General features: G+C 47.9%; 25 protein-coding genes. 12 read left to right on the top strand and 13 right to left on the bottom strand.

Annotation, left to right across the window (positions count from 1 at the left end; all coding sequences use genetic code 11):
- Positions 1-160 precede the first annotated feature (160 nt).
- Entirely contained in the window at positions 161-907 is a 747-nt protein-coding gene (locus H6G46_RS05925; protein ID WP_010871717.1) for a DUF561 domain-containing protein, read from the bottom strand.
- A gap of 133 nt (positions 908-1,040) precedes the next feature.
- Here H6G46_RS05925 and H6G46_RS05920 point away from each other — a divergent pair, with 133 nt between their 5' ends.
- Positions 1,041-3,518, top strand: coding sequence for a phospholipid carrier-dependent glycosyltransferase (locus tag H6G46_RS05920; RefSeq protein WP_010871716.1), 2,478 nt, complete (start codon positions 1,041-1,043; stop codon positions 3,516-3,518).
- Between the two features lie 157 nt (positions 3,519-3,675).
- On the opposite strand, the gene H6G46_RS05915 is transcribed toward H6G46_RS05920, so the two are convergent.
- Positions 3,676-3,828: a hypothetical protein gene (locus H6G46_RS05915; protein ID WP_020861463.1), complete on the bottom strand. Its 153-nt coding sequence runs from the start codon at positions 3,826-3,828 to the stop codon at positions 3,676-3,678.
- 92 nt (positions 3,829-3,920) lie between these two features.
- Complete coding sequence (locus tag H6G46_RS05910; RefSeq protein ID WP_010871714.1) at positions 3,921-4,409, bottom strand: pentapeptide repeat-containing protein; 489 nt, start codon at positions 4,407-4,409, stop codon at positions 3,921-3,923.
- Positions 4,410-5,002: 593 nt separating this feature from the next.
- On the opposite strand from H6G46_RS05910, the gene H6G46_RS05905 reads away from it, so the two are divergent.
- The 4 genes from H6G46_RS05905 (at position 5,003) to H6G46_RS05890 (ending at position 7,951) form a co-directional block, all read left to right on the top strand.
- On the top strand, positions 5,003-5,257 hold the full coding sequence (locus H6G46_RS05905) for a 2TM domain-containing protein (protein ID WP_010871713.1): 255 nt from the start codon (positions 5,003-5,005) through the stop codon (positions 5,255-5,257).
- Between the two features lie 50 nt (positions 5,258-5,307).
- Positions 5,308-5,778, top strand: coding sequence for a DUF29 domain-containing protein (locus H6G46_RS05900; protein WP_010871712.1), 471 nt, complete (start codon positions 5,308-5,310; stop codon positions 5,776-5,778).
- A gap of 17 nt (positions 5,779-5,795) precedes the next feature.
- The gene (gene ureC, locus H6G46_RS05895) at positions 5,796-7,505 is read left to right on the top strand and encodes an urease subunit alpha (RefSeq protein WP_010871711.1); all 1,710 of its coding nucleotides are present in this window, start codon (positions 5,796-5,798) and stop codon (positions 7,503-7,505) included.
- A gap of 110 nt (positions 7,506-7,615) precedes the next feature.
- Complete coding sequence (locus H6G46_RS05890) at positions 7,616-7,951, top strand: hypothetical protein (protein ID WP_010871710.1); 336 nt, start codon at positions 7,616-7,618, stop codon at positions 7,949-7,951.
- Between the two features lie 35 nt (positions 7,952-7,986).
- Here H6G46_RS05890 and H6G46_RS05885 read toward each other — a convergent pair whose 3' ends face one another.
- The 5 genes from H6G46_RS05885 to H6G46_RS05865 all read right to left on the bottom strand — a co-directional run bounded on the left by H6G46_RS05885 (position 7,987) and on the right by H6G46_RS05865 (position 12,677).
- Positions 7,987-9,543: a mercuric reductase gene (locus H6G46_RS05885; RefSeq protein WP_010871709.1), complete on the bottom strand. Its 1,557-nt coding sequence runs from the start codon at positions 9,541-9,543 to the stop codon at positions 7,987-7,989.
- 476 nt (positions 9,544-10,019) lie between these two features.
- Positions 10,020-11,324: a histidinol dehydrogenase gene (hisD, locus tag H6G46_RS05880; RefSeq protein WP_010871708.1), complete on the bottom strand. Its 1,305-nt coding sequence runs from the start codon at positions 11,322-11,324 to the stop codon at positions 10,020-10,022.
- Positions 11,325-11,359: 35 nt separating this feature from the next.
- A complete protein-coding gene (locus tag H6G46_RS05875; protein ID WP_010871707.1) occupies positions 11,360-11,704 on the bottom strand; it encodes a YbaB/EbfC family nucleoid-associated protein in 345 nt (114 codons plus the stop codon).
- A gap of 211 nt (positions 11,705-11,915) precedes the next feature.
- Positions 11,916-12,239, bottom strand: a complete 324-nt coding sequence (grxD, locus tag H6G46_RS05870; RefSeq protein ID WP_010871706.1) for a Grx4 family monothiol glutaredoxin — start codon at positions 12,237-12,239, stop codon at positions 11,916-11,918.
- Positions 12,240-12,419: 180 nt separating this feature from the next.
- Positions 12,420-12,677, bottom strand: a complete 258-nt coding sequence (locus H6G46_RS05865) for a BolA family transcriptional regulator (protein WP_010871705.1) — start codon at positions 12,675-12,677, stop codon at positions 12,420-12,422.
- Between the two features lie 269 nt (positions 12,678-12,946).
- Between H6G46_RS05865 and H6G46_RS05860 the strand changes: the two genes are divergently transcribed.
- The 3 genes from H6G46_RS05860 to thyX all read left to right on the top strand — a co-directional run bounded on the left by H6G46_RS05860 (position 12,947) and on the right by thyX (position 14,746).
- Complete coding sequence (locus tag H6G46_RS05860) at positions 12,947-13,669, top strand: 1-acyl-sn-glycerol-3-phosphate acyltransferase (RefSeq protein ID WP_010871704.1); 723 nt, start codon at positions 12,947-12,949, stop codon at positions 13,667-13,669.
- 94 nt (positions 13,670-13,763) lie between these two features.
- Complete coding sequence (locus tag H6G46_RS05855) at positions 13,764-13,901, top strand: photosystem II reaction center protein K (RefSeq protein WP_010871703.1); 138 nt, start codon at positions 13,764-13,766, stop codon at positions 13,899-13,901.
- Positions 13,902-14,098: 197 nt separating this feature from the next.
- Entirely contained in the window at positions 14,099-14,746 is a 648-nt protein-coding gene (gene thyX, locus H6G46_RS05850) for an FAD-dependent thymidylate synthase (RefSeq protein ID WP_010871702.1), read from the top strand.
- 49 nt (positions 14,747-14,795) lie between these two features.
- Here thyX and H6G46_RS05845 read toward each other — a convergent pair whose 3' ends face one another.
- On the bottom strand, positions 14,796-16,403 hold the full coding sequence (locus tag H6G46_RS05845) for a CocE/NonD family hydrolase (protein ID WP_010871701.1): 1,608 nt from the start codon (positions 16,401-16,403) through the stop codon (positions 14,796-14,798).
- Between the two features lie 233 nt (positions 16,404-16,636).
- On the bottom strand, positions 16,637-16,972 hold the full coding sequence (locus tag H6G46_RS05840; RefSeq protein WP_010871700.1) for a hypothetical protein: 336 nt from the start codon (positions 16,970-16,972) through the stop codon (positions 16,637-16,639).
- A gap of 292 nt (positions 16,973-17,264) precedes the next feature.
- On the opposite strand from H6G46_RS05840, the gene H6G46_RS05835 reads away from it, so the two are divergent.
- Positions 17,265-17,837 (top strand): gamma carbonic anhydrase family protein, encoded by a 573-nt coding sequence (locus tag H6G46_RS05835; RefSeq protein ID WP_010871699.1) that lies wholly within the window; start codon positions 17,265-17,267, stop codon positions 17,835-17,837.
- On the opposite strand, the gene H6G46_RS05830 is transcribed toward H6G46_RS05835, so the two are convergent.
- The gene (locus H6G46_RS05830; protein ID WP_010871698.1) at positions 17,834-18,730 is read right to left on the bottom strand and encodes a prohibitin family protein; all 897 of its coding nucleotides are present in this window, start codon (positions 18,728-18,730) and stop codon (positions 17,834-17,836) included. The genes H6G46_RS05835 and H6G46_RS05830 overlap by 4 nt on opposite strands.
- 361 nt (positions 18,731-19,091) lie before the next feature.
- On the opposite strand from H6G46_RS05830, the gene psbQ reads away from it, so the two are divergent.
- The 3 genes from psbQ to H6G46_RS05815 are packed head-to-tail and all read left to right on the top strand — an operon-like array spanning position 19,092 to position 21,375.
- Positions 19,092-19,541, top strand: a complete 450-nt coding sequence (gene psbQ / locus H6G46_RS05825; protein ID WP_010871697.1) for a photosystem II protein PsbQ — start codon at positions 19,092-19,094, stop codon at positions 19,539-19,541.
- Between the two features lie 59 nt (positions 19,542-19,600).
- A complete protein-coding gene (locus tag H6G46_RS05820) occupies positions 19,601-20,413 on the top strand; it encodes an urease accessory protein UreD (RefSeq protein WP_014407074.1) in 813 nt (270 codons plus the stop codon).
- Positions 20,410-21,375 carry a carbon-nitrogen hydrolase family protein gene (locus tag H6G46_RS05815; protein WP_010871695.1) on the top strand — a complete coding sequence of 322 codons (966 nt, stop codon included), beginning with the start codon at positions 20,410-20,412 and terminating at the stop codon, positions 21,373-21,375. The genes H6G46_RS05820 and H6G46_RS05815 overlap by 4 nt, the downstream gene beginning before the upstream one ends.
- 2 nt (positions 21,376-21,377) lie before the next feature.
- Here H6G46_RS05815 and H6G46_RS05810 read toward each other — a convergent pair whose 3' ends face one another.
- Complete coding sequence (locus H6G46_RS05810; RefSeq protein WP_010871694.1) at positions 21,378-21,716, bottom strand: DUF5615 family PIN-like protein; 339 nt, start codon at positions 21,714-21,716, stop codon at positions 21,378-21,380.
- Positions 21,713-21,937: a DUF433 domain-containing protein gene (locus tag H6G46_RS05805; protein ID WP_010871693.1), complete on the bottom strand. Its 225-nt coding sequence runs from the start codon at positions 21,935-21,937 to the stop codon at positions 21,713-21,715. Before H6G46_RS05805 ends, H6G46_RS05810 begins: the two co-directional genes overlap by 4 nt.
- Positions 21,938-21,996 lie beyond the last annotated feature (59 nt).

The following is a 21,996-nucleotide window of genomic DNA, read 5'->3' as shown; positions in this document are numbered from 1 at the left end:
TTTGCATTTGTCGAGGGGCATAGTGGTTTTAACACTCCCCCTTGCAAAGTTTGGGTTTGCCCCCAAATCCCCCAAATATTGGAGGATTTTTATCTATTTTCCTCACAAGTTTGAGGGAACCGGGGGCGTCTAACCTATTTAGTCGAACTTAAACCGATAGTTAGGCAACCCGCACAGGCTGGGCCACCAAGGCATCGGCCAGGCGACGGACAGCGGCCACCATGGCCACTTGGTCGTTCAATTGGTTAATGGCGGAACCAACCCCTACTCCACTGGCTCCAGCAGCGATCGCCATGGGAACGGTGACATCGGATAGGCCAGAAGCACATAGTACGGGGACATTAACGGCTCGACTGATAGCGTGGGCAGCGGCCAAAGTGGGAGCGGCTTTCTCAATCAAACCCAAAACTCCAGGGTGATGGGGTTCGGCACTGGTCCCCCCTTCAGTTTGGATGATGTCGGCTCCAGCGGCCACTAAAGCTTCGGCTAACTGTACCTGTTCGTCCAGAGCAAGGATGTGGGGCACGGTAACGGAGAGCAAAGTATGGGGCAACAATTGACGGGTGGCTTTGGTGAGGGCCAACACTTCCGGCCCTTCAAAACGACGACCCTGGGCGTAAAAACTGTCAAAGTTACCAATTTCCACCAAGTCAGCTCCGGCGGCCACCGCTTCGGCTAATAATTCTGCTTCCACCGCCGACACACAGATGGGCAAATCAATGGCGTGGCGCACCTGTTGGATCAATTGGCGATCGGCTGCAATGTCCACAAAAGTAGCTCCCCCAGCCTGGGCAGCCCGGGCCACGGCTAAAACATTGGCGCTATCGAAGTTATTTAAACCGCTAATTACCTTTAAGGCGGTACGATTTTCCAGGGCCTGGTGGAGTTGGGCAAGGTTTGCACTCATAGGATTACCAAAATGATTAATGCTAAATGGTAAGCCCCCCTAACCCTAACCGTTTGGGTCAGGCCAGGAAGACTCTCGGTGCCCAATCATAAAAGATGGGCTGTTGGTATCCATCTTACGTCTAACCCCTGCTATGGTTAAGCAAATTTTGTCTAAATCCTGGGGAGTGCCCCTGCTGTTGGCCATGGTGTGGCTTGGTAGCAACGGCCTTGATCGCCTGTGGCTAGGGATGGATCAAACGGTGCCAGCTTGGGACCAGAGTAACCACTTATCCTACGGCCTGGAATATTTGCAAGCCCTACGATCGCCGGAGTTTTTGAGCGGGGAATGGTGGCGGAGCTTTTGGATGTTGTCCCCCAAATATCCCCCTTTGACCTACATAGTCAATGCTCCTTTCCAGGGGCTAGGCGGCCCAGGTAGTGATCTGGCTTTACTGAGTAATTGGCTCTGGAGTGGCATTTTAATTCTCTCTGTGTACGGCTTGGGAAAAAAGCTCTTCAGCCGGGAAATTGGTCTGTGGGCAGTGGCCATCATGGTTTTGATTCCCCGTTTAATCCATAGTCGTTTGATTGTGTTGTTGGACAGTCCACTCCTGGCTTTTACCCTGTTGAGCTTTACCTGTCTGACCTATTGGAAAGAAGCTGAAGGTCGTCGTTCCCAATGGCTCTGGGCGATCGCCGCTGGAGTTGGGTTGGGACTGGGATTGCTCTCCAAACAAAGTATTATTTTCTATCTGTTTTTTCCCTTGGTGGGCTTGGGGCTGTGGAGCATTTGGACAAAGCAATGGCAACGGTTAGCCCAATTGCTAGTGGGTTTACTGGCAAGCATTCCCCTTTGGTATCCCTGGTATCGCACCAACTGGATTTATCTATTCAGCACCGCCCAAAATTCCAATGCCATCCCCGCCACTTTGGAGGGGGACCCTCCCGTCAATACCCTAGCCGCCTGGACTTACTACTGGCAGGATTTACCCAATGCCCTGTCCTGGGTCTGGTTAATACCGCCCTTGGTGGGGGTGATTTTGTCTTTGCTGAACCGTTTTCCTGCTTCATTGCAGATACCTAGTTGGCGGGAAGCGAAACCGGGGTTGCTGTGGCTGGGATATTACTACGGTGGCACTTATCTAATCTGCTCCGCCATTCAAAATAAGGATGACCGCTACATTTTGCCCTATTTGCCCATTGTGGCTATTTTTCTTGCCTTCGGTCTGACCCGTTGGTGTGGTCGTTGGTTGTGGGTGCGTTGGGGTACGTTGGCGATCACCATTTTGATTACCCTCGGCAACCTATTTCCCATTCCTGGTAGCAACGGCATTGTCCAAGCCCTCAACCCATCGGTGTTATTTCGTCCCGATTTCGTTTTGCCTGCCCCCAACACGGAAGTCATTACCGCTGCCATGGAAACCACCCCGGAGCAAAGAATTAATTTGGGTGTGATTCCCAACACCCCAGCTATTAATCCCAATACGGTGAATTATTATGGGGCGGCGGCGGATTTTCGGGCTTACGGTCGGGAATTGAGTCGTAACGGGGAAATTATTCAACAGGATCAGCAAAATTTTGACTGGTTCTTGACAAAAACTGGAGATAACTATTTAGCTGACCCAGTACAAGTGGAATTGGGAGAAACCATTGCCCAGAATGGTAATTTTACCGCTGTGCAAACCTGGCCTTTGCCCGATGGCAGTGAGTTGAACCTCTGGCACCGTCGCCAACCCAGGGTGGAGGTCAAACCCAGTCAAATTAATACTGAATTGCCGCAACTGACCAAAGTTGATTTACCCACCAGCGCCCCCCCCGGTCAACCCGTACCCATCACCTACCATTGGCAGGGCAATGGCGATCGCCTTAGTGAAGGGATTGTTTTGCTCACTTGGGAAAATGTTGCTGATCCTAAGCAAGTTTGGCTCCATGACCATGCCATTGGTTTGGGTGAATTGCTTCCTACCGACAATGGGCAAGCCGTTGAAGTAATTGAAAGGACAGCCATGGCGCCCCAGGCGGATCTACCTCCGGGGGATTACCGTTTAAAAGGGCAATGGCTAGATCCCAGCACTATGACGGCCCAACCCTTACCTTTACCAGACATTACCCTAACCTTAGCTGCCGATGCTCCAGCTTTGCCTGCTCCACCATTGGATTTTGTCAGCCAACTGTACCATTTAGCGCAAAATTTGCAGCAGGGCATTGCTGGGCTAGATCCAGTTTTTGCCCAGGTTGACCGGATTAATTTATACGATCCTCGCCACGACTATCTGCGGCAGGGGGATGCTAGTTGGACCTATCGCCTCAGCCAAAATCCCGTTGATGCTCTCCGTTTAACCTATGCCCAAGTTTTGGCCCGGGTATTGCAGGAAAATCCTCCCCAGGCGATCGCCGCTTTGCAATCTTTGGTCAAACTAGATCCCGAAAATCCCTACGCCCACGCTTATTTAGCCTTTGTTCATCTTTACGACTGGCAAGGATACCAGGGGGAACAGGCCCTCAAACCCGCCTTGGCCCTGGCTCCCGATAACCCTGAAATTAATGGCCTCCAGGCGATCGCCCTCTTTATGCAGGGAAAAATTTGGCCCGCCTGGCAAACGGTTGAGCAATCTGGGCTGCTCAATTAGTTACCCCGGTGACCCTTTAAAAAGGTTTGCAACGTTTAAGTTGCGCTTTAAGAAGTCGTCAACGAACGATCTACCTAACACCAGTGAGACAAAGATCCATGGGGCTATGGTTAATCCCGTGCTTCGGAAACTTACCTAGAACTTTTCAAACATTTTCCTAGAAAATCCCCATAAACATTATTAAAATAAAGGCCATGAAAAATGCTAAGGAAAAAGCAACAAATCCCAACCAAGGTTCATGGTTGATGCGGTCTAGATACTTGTTGACCTTTTCATCTTTATCTTCTGGGTGCCAAATCATCGGTTTCATGGTTTTATCCTCTTGGATAATAAAAAAACACATACTTAAGAATATTTAATTCTTAAGCTTTTTTACCCTAGCTACAAGGTATGAATGATTTCTTAGGAGAGATTGACAACATTAATCACTGCGCCATCACTTATGTAAGCCCCCGTTAAGTCTGCCTCGCTAAAATCTGTATTTGTTAGGTTGGCTTCGATCAAGTTCACACCGCGCAAATCTGCTCCCCGAAGACTAGCTTCAGACAAGTTCGCTTTTCGTAAGTCTGCCCCCCCTAGTTTTGCCCCCGATAGATCTGCATTGGTTAGATCTGCCCCCACTAAATTTGCACCACTAAGGTCTGCATTACTCAAATCAGCATAAATCAAACACACCTCCGTCATATTAGCTAAAGCAAGATTGGCGTTTTTTAAGGTTGCACTGTCAAGCTGTGCACGGGTTAAGTTTGCACCACCGAGGTCTACGAAAATTAGTTGTGCTCCGATTAGGCTTGCATTGGACAAACAGACTCTGACCAAGTTTATATGACTAAAATCCCTTTGTCCTTGCGCGTAACACCGAAGAATTTCCTGGGCATCCATAGTTTTCATCCTTTTCTACACAGCGACTTTTTTTGCTTTAAATCACACCGACTTTTTGCACTTAATTTTAAAAACACTCTTCTCCCATTGTAACTCAAATTTTATTTATGGCTAGATACAGAAACGTTGAATATCGATACAAAATTTAACATTTATTGCTGCAAAGTCTCGGGAGTAAATCGTACATTAAATTTACGAAAAAATAGCTGTAGGTATCAAGCACAATTTATTGCTATGTAAGGGCTTATTTCCAAAGAAAAATTAAAGAAAGTAGAGGAGAAACGAATTGGTTTTGGCGAATCCCTATGGTGGAGGAGTAGGATTTTAGTAGTTCCGATGAGTGGTCCAACCAATGCCGGAAATAGTCAGCGCCAGCCCTGTGCCAGTGATATGAGTGGTGCAGAGTGGATGAAAAAACTGATAGGGGCATTGGGTCGACTGTAGTGCTGACATTGGGCCACCTTTTTGGCCACTCCAGGCAGGAGCCCGTCCGCTAACTTTGCTGAAATTTTGCTTAATTTTGCGTCTTGATCTACGGGGATTTCAGACCGTTGCCGTTAAAATTAGGGCTAGTGATTAATTGTGACCCTGACTGGTAATCTATGCCTCCTCGTTGGCCCCGTAAACCCGACCGTAATGACCCTGCCTTTCGCCGTTTGGATGACCGGATGAATTTTGCTGTCCATGTGGCAGTATTTTTAGCGATTAACTCTGGCCTATGGTTTGTTCATAACTTAAACAAGGCCGATTGGTCTTGGTTGACACCTCTTTCGGGCATCTGGCTAGGGGGTTTGCTTTTGCACCTGTTGTACATTGCCGTTATTGCCGATTATTCCCCTGCCACTGGTAAGAGTTAAGGGCTTTAGCTAGACTGAACCAAATATTCCGGACTGTTAGTTTCTCAGCAATGGAATCTCAACTGCAATTCCCCATTTCCCCTAGCGAAGTTCTGTCCGAACTTTATGAGCAAGATCCCGCCCAATGGCTTGAGGTGACGGTGAGCTTATTTCGGCAAAATTCCCTGGCGGAGGTGGACTGGGTTCATTTGATTGAGGAGTTGGAGAGCTTGGGAAGACAGGATCGTAATCGAGTCGCCTATCTGTTGGAACAGTTAATTCGCCATTGTCTGCTATTGCAATACTGGCAGGAAGAACGGGGACGTAACGGCAACCATTGGCGGGCTGAGATTCAAAGTTTTCGCACCCAACTTCGTCGCTGTCTAACTACCACCTTGAAAAATTATCTGGAGGAAGAATTGCCCCAGATTTATCAAGGTGCCCTAGGCTATGTGCAAGAGAAAACCGGCCATGGTGTGGATTTTCCTCTAACCTGTCCCTATAGCCTGCAACAGTTACTAGAATCTTCTCCCCCCAATTAACCAAGGAAATAGCCACCATGAGTTATCGGATGGACCGCCACAGCTACGCCCACACCTTTGGTCCCACAGTGGGAGATAAGGTACGACTGGCGGATACGGAATTATTTATCGAAGTAGAACAGGATTACGCCACCTATGGCGATGAAGTGAAGTTTGGTGGCGGCAAGGTAATTCGGGATGGCATGGGGCAATCCCCTTTAAGCAGGGCAGAAGGGGCGGTGGATGTGGTGATCACCAATGCGTTGATTTTGGATTGGTGGGGCATTGTCAAAGCTGATGTGGGCATTAAGAACGGTCGCATTTACGCCATTGGTAAGGCAGGCAACCCCCATATCCAAGACAATGTTTCCATAATCATTGGCCCCAGCACCGAGGCGATCGCCGGGGAAGGAATGATTTTAACGGCGGGGGGAATTGACGCCCATGTGCATTTTATTTGCCCCCAACAGATTGAAACGGCCTTAGCGTCGGGCGTTACCACTCTGGTGGGGGGAGGCACCGGGCCGGCGGCGGGCACCAAGGCCACTACCTGCACTCCTGGGGCTTGGAATATTCACCGCATGTTACAGGCGGCCGATGGTTTTCCCATTAACTTGGGCTTTTTGGGTAAGGGCAATGGCAGTCAACCGGCTGCCTTAGCAGAACAAATCAAGGCCGGGGCGATCGGGCTCAAACTCCATGAAGATTGGGGCACCACCCCAGCGGCGATCGACAACTGTTTGGGCGTGGCTGAAGACTACGACGTCCAGGTGGCTATCCACACCGACACCCTCAACGAAGCGGGATTTGTGGAAACCACCATTGCCGCCCTGAAAAATCGAGTTATTCACACCTATCACACCGAAGGAGCCGGGGGAGGCCACGCACCGGACATTATCAAAATTTGTGGAGAATTGAACGTTCTCCCTTCCTCCACCAATCCCACCCGACCCTACACTATCAACACCCTGGAAGAACATCTAGACATGTTAATGGTGTGCCATCACCTGCACCGTAATATTCCCGAAGATGTGGCCTTTGCCGAGTCTCGAATCCGTCGGGAAACCATTGCGGCGGAGGATATTCTCCATGACCTGGGGGCCTTTAGCATCATTTCTTCCGATTCCCAAGCCATGGGCCGGGTGGGGGAAGTTATCTGTCGTACTTGGCAAACGGCCCACAAGATGAAAGTGCAACGGGGCCAATTACCGGGGGAAACAGGCAATAATGATAATCTTCGGGCCAAACGTTACGTGGCAAAATACACCATCAATCCTGCCATTACCCATGGCATTTCCGAGGAGATTGGTTCAGTGGAAGTGGGCAAGTTAGCGGATCTCTGCCTCTGGAGTCCCGCCTTTTTTGGGGTTAAACCCGAATTAGTTATTAAAGGCGGCATAGTCGCCTACGCCCAAATGGGGGATGCCAATGCTAGTATTCCCACGCCTCAGCCAGTACATATGCAGCCGATGTTTGCTAATTATGGTGGGGCGATCGCCGCCACAAGTGTGACCTTTGTTTCCCAAAAAGCGGCCAAAAAAGATATTGGCGAAAAATTGGGACTGAGCAAGCCGTTGGTGGCGGTGAAAAATATTCGCCAGTTAACCAAACGGGATCTGAAACTGAATAATTATTTGCCCCACATTGAAGTAGATCCAGAAACCTACGAAGTGCGAGCCGACGGAGAATTACTCACCTGTGAGCCAGCATCAGTGTTGCCCATGGCCCAACGTTACTTCTTATTTTAGTAACTTTTGGAGCTGTTTTTGGCCATCTACCAATCTGCTACGATGGCTTTAAATTAGCCCCCCTTAAACAATATTTTATTAACATTTTATAAACAAAGTTTCCAGGAAATATGGCTGTTGAACCCATTCCCCCAATCACGTTGCCCCCACTCCAAGACCCTGTGCAAGAGGGCGATTGGTTGCGTCAAGGATTACAACAATGGCTTAATCAAGAATTTATTCCCGAAGGAATTAATGCCACCATTGCGGAACGGGCCGCTCAAATTTTTGTGCGTCAACGATTGGAAGGGGAAAATGATTTAGGTTCCCTAGTGATTGCCATTGTGACTGAAATGCAGGCTTTTGATTTTCGGGAAAGTTTTTTTAGTGAATTTGCAGTGGCCAATGCTGTTAGTGATCTAATCTTAGAAAGTTTAGGCTATGAAACCTGTTGTGGCCAGTCTTAAATTGAGTACAATTTTAGGGTTTTCAACCATGTTTTCTAGAATAATTTACTGGGAAATTTAGTTAGAAGTTTTAGTAAATTTTTCGTATTATTAGTGAGCAAAGTACGGCGGTAAGTATCGGCGGCTTTTTTAATCGCTTCGGCCTGGGTGGGATAGGGATGGATCACCCCGGCTAATTTGCTTAAGCCAATTTTATTAACAATAGCCGTGGTAATTTCAGAAATCATTTCCCCGGCATGGGAGGCAACAATGGTAGCACCTAAAATTTCATCACTGTTGGCTACGTGGATAATTTTCAAAAATCCCTCTGTCTCGTCAGCGGCGATCGCCCGGTCAACCTGGGAAAAGGGAATTTTAATAATTTTATAGCCTATGTCTAAGGCCTCAGCCATAGTTTCATTTAATCCTACATGGGCAATTTCTGGGTCGGTGTAGGTTACCCAAGGCATGGTTAAACTGCTTAGTTTACTGCGTCCTAAACCGAAGGGAGAAAAGAGAGTATTTTTAATCACAATGCGGGCGGCGGCATCGGCGGCATGGGTGAATTTCCAGTCCATACAAATATCCCCGGCGGCATAAATTTGCGGGCTGGTAGTTTGCAAATAATCGTTGACTTTCACTCCTCGGCGATCAAATTTTACCCCCACAGCCTCTAAGTTTAATTCCTCCACATTAGGGGCTCGCCCTGCACCAACCAGAATTTCATCCACTACAATGGTGCCAGAATCGCCATTAGCCCTGTAATGCAAAACTTTACCCCGATCAGTTAATTCTGCCCGTTCCAATTTGGCGTTTAAAATTAGTTCAATGCCATCTTTGATTAAGGATTCCTGTACAATCGCCGCCGCTTCCGGATCTTCTTTGTTCAACAAATGACTACCCCGATGAAAGAGCGTAACTTGCGCCCCCAATCGTTGAAAAGCTTGGGCTAACTCACACCCAATCGGGCCACCTCCAATGACCCCTAGGCGATCGGGGCATGCCGTTAAGGAAAACACTGTTTCATTAGTTAAAAATCCGACTTCTTCTATGCCAGGAATGTTAGGTTTAACCGCTTTCGCTCCAGTGGCAATTATGGCTTTTTTGTAGTTAAGAATAGCCCCTCCCACCTCAATTTGATTATTACGAACAAAATGTCCTTCTCCAAGAAAAACATCAATGCCCAAATCCCGAAATCTTTGAGCAGAGTCATGGTGGCTAATGCCGGTCCTAATTTGACGCATTCTCGCCATCACAGCGGGAAAATCAATTTCAATGCTGTCTGGTTTTTTGATGCCTAAACTATTAGCATTATTCATTACTCCTACCACCCTTGCGGAGCTAATTAGGGCCTTAGAAGGAATGCAACCAAAGTTGAGACAATCGCCCCCCATCAAATGCTTTTCAATTAAAGCAACTTTAAGACCAATACCTAAACCCGCTGCCCCAGCAGCTACGACTAAACCAGCGGTGCCAGCTCCAATAACTACCAGGTCATATTGATCTTTAGGAGAAGGATTAATCCAGTCCGGAGGATGAACATGGGCTAGTAATTGTTGGTTGTATCTATCTTGGGGAGTAATGTCAATACTAGAGACAGTAGAATTATTCATAAGGATTAATTGTTTAATGAAAAATTATTTAGAATTGAATTAAATTTTGGAGTATTAATCTGAATCTTAAGTTGTTGATTTATGACAAATTCCTCAATGAGCTTAGAGCATATTTGGAAAGTTGGGTTTTGGCTGTTTAATCCCCCCTAGCCCCCCTTGAGAAGGGGGGAACTGCCGTAAAATTCTCCTTTTTAAGCCGGAGCTTTAGTGAGGAGATTTAGGGGGATAAATACCTAGTCTTGTAATTTTCAAACGCTTTCTTAGATAACGATGGATACGTGAATGTAAATGAAAAAACAAGCGAAATCCCTATCAATGGACACGGTAGAGAGAATAATCAAAAATTATCTATCCGGTATTTATCCTATTGATTAGCTTGGCGATCGCCTGAATAACAACAATAATTTTAAATCTTTTAAAAATGAACTGGCATTGTTGAATATTTCAGAAGTAATACGGCAATCAGCAATTCTAAGTTAAAGCAAATTTTCCCGTTCCCGTATGGCCAGGGCATGGGCTGGAAAATCCTCATAGTCCGCTAGGGTAGTGACCGTTTCCTTCACCCCAGCAAAACCTTCCTCCGTTAAATAAGCTAGGGTAGAACGCTTGAGGAAATCAAACACCGACACCGCCGAGTAGGAACGGGCAAAGCCTCCCGTGGGAAGCACCGCATTTACCCCAATGGCATAGGTAGCGGCTGAAGACGGAGTGTAATTGCCCAGCAAAATTTCCCCCGCATTGTCGATTTTGCCCACCAATTTGAGGGGGTCCGCCGTCAACACCTGCAAATGTTCCGGAGCGTAATCGTTAATGAAATCTAGGGAAGCTTGCAAACTATCAGTGAGCAAAATGCCGCCATAGGAACCCAGACCATCTTCACAAAACTTTTTGCGCCAGGGGGGGAGTTTTTCCAGGTATTCCCCTAAATAACCCAATGCCTTTTCCGCCAAACTTGCAGAGTGGGTCACCAACAGCGCCGCTGAGTCGGAGCCGTGTTCCGCTTCGATCAACAAATCCAACGCCGCCAGCTTGGGGTCAGTGGTTTCATCAGCTAAAACAATGGACTCACTGGGTCCTGCCGGTAAACCCACATCAACAATGCCGGACAGTAATCTTTTCGCCGCCGCACCGTAAATGCTGCAGGGGCCAATTAGCTTATCCACTTTGCTAACCGTTTTGGTGCCGTAGGCGATTGCCGCAAGGGCCTGGACACCACCCAATTTATAGACCTCATCCACTCCGGCCATGCGGGCAGTGACCAAGGAAACCGGCTCCACTTTTCCCTCTTTGTCAGGGGGAGTACAAACCACAATTTTCTTTACCCCTGCCACCCGGGCCGGCACCGCCAACATCAACATCATGGAAGGGAAAGCCCCCTTACCCCTGGGCACGTACAAACCCACCGTGGGCAGAGGCGTAATTTTTTCCCCCGCAAATACCCCCGGCTCAATTTCCGCTAGGTGCATGGGGGGAGGCATTTGCCCAGCATGAACCTTTTCAATATTGCGAAAAGCGTGTTCCACCGCCCGCCGTAGTTCAGGATCCACCAACTTTTCCGCTTCGGCAAATTCCGCTTCACTCACCCGCAAATTTTCCGCCGTGGCCCCAGCGAAGTCAAACTGACGGCTGTAATGCAAAACCCCCGCATCTCCCTCCATTTTTACCTGCTCAATAACTTCCTTGGCGATCGCCAGGGCTTGGTCAATGTTTTGTTCCGAGCGACGTTTGAGTTGGTTTAATTGTTGGGGGGTAAGGTGCGAGAGCTTAAGAATACGAGTCACAGATCCCTCTCCGATTGGGGGCAAGGGCGGCGAACCTACATACCGGGTAAATTCAAACCGCTGGTTAACTCTTCCATTTTAGAGCGCATGGTTTCCGTGGACTCAGCATAGGCCGCTTTCATCGCTTCGGTGACGGATGCCGATAGTCCTTCTGCTCCTTTTTCAAGGGCACTGGGATCAATTTCAATACTGAGGGGTTCTTGGTTGCCACTCATCAACACTGTCACCAATCCATCGGCACTTTTGCCAGGAATTTCCATTCTTTCCAGTTCTTCCTGGAGCACTTTGGCCCCTTCTTGAACCTGTTGGGCTTTTTGGAAAGCTTCCTGTAATTCCTTAATTTTACCGAGGCCGAATCCGAAACCTTTACCTTGTGCCATGGGAATTGATTTCTAAGTAGTTAAACAATAATTAGAGTTAAACAAGCAGCAAAGTCGCTGAGGTGCAAACAACGCCCTAGCGAAAGCCTGTCCGATTATATCCCACCGTCTCCGCCATCTTATTGGCGAACGGCGGGAGTGAAAGAAGCCCTCCACAGATGAGAGCTTCCCCCCACGGCGATCGCCAGCGTTATGCACCGAATGTGAAGCCCTAGGAAGCCAAGGCCACTTCTAACATTTCCTGCAGCTCACCATTTTGATAGAGCTCAATCATGATGTCAGAACCACCGACAAATTCACCATTGACGTAAACCTGGGGAATGGTGGGCCAATTGGAATATTCCTTAATACCCTGACGAATTTCCGCATCGGCCAGCACATCTAAAGTCTCAAACGGAATACCCAACATATTGAGAATTTGCACCACATTGTTGGAAAAACCACACTGGGGCATCAGCTTCGTGCCCTTCATAAAGACCATCACCTTATTGGCGGTGACCAACTGATCAATTCTTGCTTTCGTTTCCGGATTCATTCAGACAACTCCTCTTCAAGGACAAATTGGGATGTGGGCGAGTTTAACAACTTTAATGTTGTTTAAATATTGCCATTTTACCCCCCAACTCAAATTTATCTGAAAACAGGTCTAGGAATCCCCTGGCTTTAGCCGTTTTGGGGGATGTCAAAGAGCCAATTTTCGATGTAGGGGAAAAATCTAAGCAGTCTGCCGGGCCACGGCCCAGGCTTCTGGAGTAAAGGTTTTCAGCGCCAGGGCATGGATTGCCTCCGAAGCCAAAGCATCCTTGAGGGCACCATAGACCATTTGATGTTGTTTGACCCGGGACTGGCCGGTAAAGGCTGAAGATACCACCACGGCCTCCAGGTGATCCCCTCCCCCCAGGTCATTGACCATTACTTCGGCATCAGGTAGGGCGGCTTGGATTTGTTGTTTGACTTGATCAAGACTAATCATAGTTATTTATAGCAATAGGCCAAGGAATAGGGCCGATATAATCCCAGGGTAATTATTTAACCACTGTAGCTGAAAGGCTCAGCCCCCAACATAGCGGAGGGAATTTGGCCGTTCAACTGTTGTTTAACTGTCCCATGGCTCGTCCCCAAACCAGAGTAGTTAATCTAACTTAAAAACAGAGACCACCCCCCACGGCAAGCGATTTAATTAATACTAAGGTTCTAGTTTAATCGTCTGTCGGAGGAAGAACCCATATTTTTTTCGTAACCATGACCAATTCTCCCCTGGCGATCGACCCTGCTGTCATTGGCCCTTCCAGGGTTTCCCCCTGGCTAATCAAATTAATTTATCCCCTAGGCACCAGGTTTTTACATTGGTATTTTGGCCCGATCGCCATCCATGGTCAGGAGCATTTACCCCGCAGTGGCCCGATTATTCTGGCCCCTACCCACCGTTCCCGTTGGGATGCAATTTTGCTTTCTTTGGCCGCCGGTCGGGGGGTAACTGGTCGAGACCTCCGTTTTATGGTGGCGGTGACGGAAGTGCAGGGTTTACAGGGTTGGTTTATTCGCCATTTGGGGGGATTTCCCGTTGACGTGAAAAGGCCGGAAATCAGTAGTGTGAGTTATAGTGTGCAGTTACTCCAAGCAGGGGAAATGTTGGTCATTTTTCCTGAGGGGGGCATTTTTCGGGATCAACACACTGTCCATCCCCTCAAACGGGGTATTGGGCGCATTGCCATGGAAGTTTGTAAGCAAAACCCCAACACTGACATTAAAGTGATCCCAGTGACGATCGCCTACAGTGACCCCTACCCAGGCAAAGGCACTTCAGTGGAAATTAATTTTGGCCAGGGCATCGCCGCTAGGGACTACGACCCCAGCACCATCAAGGCTAGCTCCCAAAAACTGACCCGTTGTTTGGCCCATAGAATGCAGAACCTTTACAGTTCCGAGAATGTCTCTCTGTGCGAGGCGATCGCCGCTTCGTGAATTTCGTCAAAACGGCTAATGGGGGAAGGGGCCATCATGATAAGATTTACCGTAAATTAAGATTTTATTCTTTGTCAGTCAGGAAACTCAAATAATGGAAACAATTTATTTGCTCGCTAAATTGCCGGAAGCCTATCAGATTTTTGACCCCCTGGTGGATGTTCTGCCGGTCATTCCCCTCTTCTTTTTGGCTTTGGCCTTTGTGTGGCAAGCGGCGGTTGGTTTTAAATAAACTGGCGATCGCCCCTGGGGCTTGTCATTTTACCTGGTCGCTTAAGAAAATTTGTTGGACCACAATTAAGCTGATATCCCCAAGTTGTCCCCCGTTGGCCATAGCTGGGGAATTTTTTTGTGGGGCAATGCTGATTTTGCCCTGCATTGACCAAGGCCAACGATAAATCTCCTCCCCATAGTGGCCTATTTTTAACCATGGATGTTCGTTTCATTTCCCTCACCAAACCCGAAATTGTCATTGACGGGGAGCCCCTTTCCCCCGAGGGACTAATTGCCTACTGCGCTAGGGTTTCTAGTCCTAACCAAGAAAATCCCAACTACACTAAGCTATTGCAATTTTGCATCCGGGAAGGCCATTGGAGCATTTTTGAAATGGTGGATATGACCTTGGAAATTACCACCACCCGGGCGATCGCCCCCCAAATTTTAAGACATCGATCGTTTTCTTTTCAGGAGTTTAGTCTAAGGTATTCCTGTGCTACCGAATATGAGTGCTATGAAGCCCGTCGTCAGGATGTGAAAAACCGTCAAAATTCCCTAGATGACTTTGATGAAAGCACAAAAAAATGGTTCAACCAAGCCCAGGCAGCCGTGTGGGAAAAAAGTCATCAACTTTATGAAGAGGCCTTGGCTAAGGGCATTGCCAAAGAGTGTGCCCGTTCTATTTTGCCCCTCAATACGGTTACCCGTTTATATATGAAAGGCTCTGTACGCAGTTGGATCCACTATTTCAGTGTCCGCTGTGACCAGGCCACCCAAAAAGAACACCGGGAAATTGCTTTGGCGGCTCGGAAGATTTTTATGAAGCATTTTCCCACTGTGGCGGCGGCTCTGGAGTGGTAGAAGAAATAACCCAGCAAGGCGATCGCCTTTGGATAATCAAAACTTTTGTTCACTCCCCCGAGAGAATGGGCAACAGCAGATGATTTTGGGTTGGGCCATCGGTGACCAAAGCCAGGGTAATAATTTGCTGATCAACCAAATTCGCCAAAACCGCCTGCTGACCAGTGCCAGGGTTGACGGGATAAGCAGGAAAGCTTGCCCCCGCTAAACTAATGCGCAGGCAATCGCCAGGGGACAAAGTTACACAAATTGCCTGGAGACAAATTTCCAAATTAGCTGTTTGCTTACAGCTAGTACAGTAACCCTGGCTGAGGGCCCACACTTCTCCAGTGACCCTAAATTGAGACAAACTCACCGCTACATCGAAACTAGGGCGATCGGATTCCAAAGTGAGGAAAATTTGGGGAACACCACAGATGGTTAAACTTTTCTGCAAAGGCTCAGAAGTATAGGTAACCACATCACTGCGATCATCAATAGTACTTCTTTCCTTCACTCCCTGGGGATAACCACTATGCCCCCCCAAACTGGGTACGGGTCGCCAGGGATCATGAACCCAAACATCGCTAATTTCCTCCGTTGACCTTGCTGGGACCTTTGCCGTCAAAGCACTGCCTTGGGTAGTACCTAAACCAGAGCATTGTAAAAACCAGCTTTGTTGCGTCGAGGGCAAGTCAGTTAAATATCGCCATTGCTTGGTGCCCAGGTCAAATAACTCCAACTTGGCTGGATTAAAGCGGGGCTCTTGCCCTTTAAGAAAATGATCAAACCAGGCTAATTGCAACTGATCCACCCCACTGATGGCAGACTCACCATAATTTTGTCCCCCGGCCCGACTGCCCCAGGGAAAATGCCCCCAGGGCCCCACCACCATTTTTTGCTGAATGCCACATCTTTCTAATTCTGCATATAAACGCCAATTACCTCGCAGATGGGGATCAAACCAACCGCCAATTTGCAACACGGGAATGTCAATTTTTTCCCTAATTTGCCAGCGTTGATCTGGCGATCGCCGTTGCCAATAATCTGCTTCTGGAGGTTGACTGATCCATTGATGGTAAAAGGAATCCGGGGCCAACTCCCCCAGGCGATCGGGAATGGCTGGTTGGAAACCAGAAAAATCGTAACTTTTTGCTAGGCGCATCAACCTTCGAAAAGTTTGCTCATCTTTCCGCCGCTTGGCAGAATCCGTCGCCAACTGTAGGGCCCAGCCGAGGTTATTTTGCAGACAAAAAGCCCCATTTTCATGGGCCCAATCTTGATATAAATCCCAGGCGATCATGGCCGGGCAAATGGTTTTCAAACTCGGATGGTGGTTGGCAGCAGCATACAGTTGGGTCATGCCCTGGTAAGAAAAACCATAGGTGGCCACAGAACCTTCACATTGGGGTAGCTTAGAAACCCAATCTAGGCAATCCTGGCCGTCTTCTACTTCGTGGGCAAATAGATCAAATTCTCCCTCCGAACTCCCTCGACCCCGTACATCTTGGATAATGACTAAATAACCCTGGGCAGCGTACCAATGGGGATGGGCATACACCAGGGTGGAAGCTAAACGGCGGCCGTAGGGTTGCCGCATCAACAGGGCCGGCCATGGCCCACCGGAGTTGGGATAGTAAAGATCGCTGTCCAAGCGGATCCCATCCCTGGTAACCATGGATTGGCAAATGGGTTTTATCAAGTTCAAAGCGGCAACAAAAAATTAGGTTGAGGAAATTAAGGTTTCTGAGTTTGTCTTCTGGATTCTTGCAAAGCTAGAGAAAGAGAACTTTAGCCTTGTTCGATTGGTGGCAAACTCAAAGCCATCATAATATTGCGGTCAATGGAACAACCCAGCCCGGTAAAAGAAATGAGAACACCGGGAACGCTATACAAACATTGTCCTAGTTGCTAAAGCAGAGCTTCAAACTCTTGACGGAGCACATGGGTATTGGCAACCCTAGCCACCAGTAAAGTTGCTTCACTAAAACTGGCCATTTCCCGTCGCCAAGTCTGAATATTGGATTCGTGGTGCAACCAAAAGTTAACCATGGTTTTTACCACTGCGTCCCAGTCCCAGTCAGGTTTGTCGGGAATTAATTCTGTAGCTTGAATCAGCCCATCCAAAGTGCATTCGGGACTGCCCAGGTAGGCCATACTGCGGCGGGGGTTATTTTCCACCTCTTGTTGATAGTTAAAAAAGGTGAAAACCGGCGTTACCCCCAAAATATCAAAGGTATAGTGCATAACAAAAATTTCGCCTTGCGGCAACAACAACAACGTTCAAGAACCCAAAAGCCATGGGCCTTGACCAAAACAGAGACTTCCCCCTAAAGGATTGGGAAATTTAGACTACCCAAGTCCCATTTTGTTGCCCTCAATGGTAGCGCGAAATTTTTTTTGCTGGTATGGCGAAATAACGGAAAATTGCCCAAAACTGTTTTTGTGTTCATTGTGGGAGTGGGTTAGAAAAGTGGTATGGTCAGCCCTAAATCCCCCTTGAAGGAAAAACTTTCATTTTTTTTCTCCCTTGCTAAAGGTGCCTGGCGGGATTAACCCCCATTCCAAACTTTGCAAACAGGCTCTCAAGGGTGTTATGGACGCAAACTTTCCCATTTACCTTACTCCACCGGATTTATCCCCAGCAGCGTTTGTGGCAGCCAATGCCACTGTGGTCGGCAAAGTCCACTTAGGCAAGGATTGTAGTATTTGGTACGGAGCTGTGGTACGGGCGGATCTGGAAGCCATAATCATTGGGGAAGGCACTAATATCCAAGATGGAGCCATACTCCACGGCGATCCGGGCATTGTCACCGTACTAGAAGATTGGGTCACCGTTGGCCACCGGGCTGTGGTCCACGCCGCCCACATTGAACGGGGTAGCTTGATCGGCATTGGAGCAACTATTTTGGATAATGTTCGCATTGGTGCTGGCAGTATCATCGGTGCTGGAGCCGTGGTGACCAAGGATGTGCCCCCCCGGTCTTTGGTGATGGGAGTACCAGCAAAAATTATTAAACAGGTGAGTGAAGGCCAGGTCCAAGGTCTACTAGACCACGGACAAAACTATGTTCGTTTAGCTAAAGCCCATGCCGCCGCAGGGTTGGGTTAGGGGTCCGACATGATAATGGGCAAATTTCCCTCCCCCGAGCCCATAATTAATACCTTGGTGTTGGGCGATTCCGCCAGTTTCTGGGTGGCTTCAATGGCCTTTAATTTAATAATTTGATCCGTCAAACTTTGGGAGAGAATTCTTTGGGAATCAGCTACCCCTTGGGCTTCAATAATTTTTCTTTCCGCATCCCGTCGGGCACTAATTAATTCCAATTGTTTTTTCTGATTACTTTGCTCTACTTCCACTTTAGCTTGGATCGCTTTTTGAATATTTTCCGGCAAAATCACATTTCTCATTAGGGCTTCTTCCACCACAAATCCCAGGGGTTCTAATTGCTCTTTCATTGACTGAACCAGTACTCCGGAAATCTCAGCTCTTTTATCACCATAGATAGAACTTAGATCGTATTTGGCCGTATTTTCCCGGATGAGGGAACGGAAGCGAGAGATAATAATTTCCCTTTGCTGTTCTTCACTGCCGAGGCTAGAAAACACTTCCCCAGCTTTTTCCGGGTTAAGGCGATATTGCAAACTGACATCAATGTTAAAGTTCAAACCTTCTTTGGAAGAGGTATCTACGGTTTCTTTAATGTCCTGCAAACGGGTGGAATAGGTGACGACCTTGGAAAGGGGATTGAGGAAATAAACCCCAGAGGTAAGGGGAGTGGTATCCACTGTGCCCATAGTTTCGATTACCCCCACTTCTCCCGCCGGAATCACCACCAGAGCTCGCCCTAAACTCTGTTGCACAAATAATGCTGACATGAGTAGGGCAATAAAAAATAGCAGGGGCCGTAAAAGTTTAGGAATTTTGGGATTCTCAGGATTTTTAACGGTGATAAATACTGTCCAACTAGCCAAAGCGGCGATCGCCGAGATAACAGCACCCATGGTTAACCTACTTAATACTCATATTGAAGCCATGCTAGCTTATTTTTTTCAATTGTTTGCCCAGAAAATAGTGCTAATACCGAAGAATTTTTTGTGAATATTTTTAAAGCTTGGTTGATGAACAATGGACTATTATTCCTGGGGAGAACTTGCCGTCCGATGCTGCGGCCAACATTAAGCGATGGAATGGGTAATTAGTTATTTATACTCAAGCTTGTTTATGGGGTGCTTGCTCCCTAGGGAGTTAGGGTGGTCTGGTACTCGTTTTCGGTCAGAAAAGCACGTATGATTGAACAGAATTGCAGGGATAACTTTTCCTTGTCAAATTTCATCAATGTCAATAACACCGTAACCCAAGCTTATGTCTCGTTTACGTTCGTTACTTTCCCTTATTCTGGTCTTAGTAACTACGGTCCTCGTTAGTTGCAGTAGCCCCCAGGTGGAAATCCCCACTACCTATAGCCCAGAAAAAATTGCCCAGTTGCAGGTCTACGTCAATCCGATCGCCGTGGCTCGGGACGGCATGGAAAAAAGGTTGCAGGGCCTGATTGCTGATCAAAATTGGGTCGATACCCAAACCTATATCCACGGGCCTTTAGGACAACTACGCCGGGATATGTTGGGGCTAGCCAGTTCTTTGTTACCGAAGGATCAGGATAAAGCCAAAACCCTGGCTAAAGAAGTGTTTGGTCACCTAGAACGATTGGATGCGGCGGCCAAAGACCGTAATGGTTCCCAAGCTAAAATCCAGTACCAGGAAGCCTTGGCGGATTTTGATTCCTTTTTGAACCTGTTGCCCCAAGCTAGCTAGGCATCCTTGAGCAAGATCACAGTTATTGTCCGTTGCTCAATTTACCGAGTGCAAATTCTTTGCTAAGCGCTTCCACTGTTAACCCTTCCGCCCCCTGGCAGGCCAATCTTTGGCTCCGTTATGACCGTCCAGGACACCGTACCCGCATGGTTGAATGCTTGGTGCAGGCTCCTTTGAAAGTGCAACGGTCTTTTTATCCGGATGACACTGGCCAATGTCAGACCATGTTGCTCCATACTGGGGGCGGCATGGTGGGGGGCGATCGCCTGGGCTATGACATTGTGTTAGAAGCCCAGAGTGATGTGTGTTTCACCAGTGCTTCGGCGGGAAAGATTTATCGTAGTTTGGGGCCCTGGAGTGAACAGACCGTCAACCTAGAGGTGAGAGTCGGAGCTTCGGTACTCTGGTGTCCCCAGGAAACAATTATTTTTGACCAGGCCCGCTATCAACAAAATTTCTGCATTAAGCTCCAGGAGCAGGCCCGTTTCAAAGGTTGGGAAATTGTCCGTTTGGGGCGCACCGCCAGAGGAGAAAAATTTACCCAAGGCCATTGGCGATCGAGTTGGGAAATTTGGCAGGGGGATAAATTAATTTGGGGAGAAAGGCAACAGCTAATTGGTTCGGAACAACTTTACGAATCTCCCAATGCCCTGGCGGGCTTCACTTGTTTGGGCACCTATGTGGACTTGAGTCGTTCCTTTGACCAGGATTTAGTCCATCAAGCTCAGGAGATAATTCACAGCCAAGGGCGATCGCCGCAGTTTGGCCTAACTTTAACTGCGACCCAAGGCCTAATTGCCCGCTACCGGGGAAACTCCACCCAAGAAGTTAAGGATATTTTTACGCAACTTAGTCAGGTAATTAGCCCATGATTTATCTAACCCGTCTTCAGCCCCAACCACCTGCTCCGGGCACGGGGGTAAGATTAGCCATTTACCAAAACCAAGGCGGGCCCATTGGTAATACTGAGGCGATCGCCTATTACTTGGCAAAAATGGAAGAAGCCCTCCAGGGAGCCCAACGTTTTGAAGCCCAGCTAATTAGCTTTGCCGAACTTTATCTAACTGGTTATGCCCTTTCTCCCCAAGAAGTCCATCAATTGGCGATCGCCAGGGACGGGGAAGTGATGACCCAGGTGGGGCAACTAGCGCACAAATATCAGATGGCCATCATTTGTCCCTACCCAGAAAAGGCGGCCATTAACGGGGAAATCCACTACTACGACAGCATTAATCTGTTTGATGACCAAGGAAAATTGGTCAAAACCTATCGCAAAACCCATCTTTGGGGCCCCGACGAAAGCAAAATTTACTCCCGCGGCCATCGCCATAAGGAAGAAGGTAAAGCCTTTACGGTCCATAAAGTTAACGGTTTTCCCATCGGTTTATTGAACTGTTATGAAGCGGAATTTGCCGAATTGACCCGTATCCTAGCCCTGCGGGGGGCAAAATTAGTGGTTATTCCCACGGCGGCGGATATTTGGACCTTGTTATCCACTGGGGAAAGGACAAAAATTCCCTACCCTGATGTGTCCCACAACGTTATTCCCGTGCGGGCTTTGGAAAATCATATTTTTGTTGCCTACTGCAATCGGGCTGGCGCTGAAACCAGGCTCAATGCCCAGGGGAAAACGGTATTGGTGGGGGAATATTTAGGCAACAGTGCCATTGCCGGGCCCCATGGTGATCTTTTGCTCTATCCCCGTAATGAAGAAACTTTGCTCATTGCCGATTGTGTCTCCGCAGATTATGGTTCCCTCCATCCAGAACAAACTAATTACTTAGTTGATCGCCAATCAAATCTGTATGGGTCTTTGGCCAGCGAGTTAACCTGATGTCAGGAGTTGCTGATTTCTATGATAATTTCGCCTGCTTGCAGTTTTTCCAGAGCCTGTGGCAAAGTACTTGAGAGAATTCGACGTAAGTTTCGATTCGTAACGTTACCGCAAGTTAGCCAAATGATTTGAGGTGGTATTCCTAATCGACATACAAGATCAACGAAGTCGCTGTCTTTTGTCATGATTACAGAGTTGGCAACTCGTGCGGCATCAAAAATTTCAATGTCTCTTGCATCCCGTAATCCCAGATCCCTCAAAGCTGACGCCTCTAAATCAAAATTACTCGACAGCCAATCTGCCAATGTTGGAGGTAGTTGAGCATCAACCCAAATATTCATGCCGTCAACCGGGAAAAATCAGTCCGCCGTGCAGCAAACACTAGACAAGCCTGAATATCGGCCATTTCTAGGTCTGGAAAGTCCTCTAAAATCTCAGAGGTGCTAACATTCTCAGCTAACATTTCTAGGATGTCGCTCACTCGAATCCTCATCCCTCGAATACAAGGACGACCACCACACTGACCGGGGGTTTGGGTAATGCGAGACAGTAAGCTATTCATTTAGTGTACTAAGATCATTTCATACGAGTAAGATTTTTTTATACTACATCGCATTTTTT

The organism is Synechocystis sp. FACHB-908, from assembly GCF_014698595.1.
Lineage (GTDB): Bacteria > Cyanobacteriota > Cyanobacteriia > Cyanobacteriales > Microcystaceae > Synechocystis.
The sequence above is the reverse complement of the archived record's forward strand: the minus strand, read 5'-3'. Positions and strand labels throughout refer to the sequence as shown.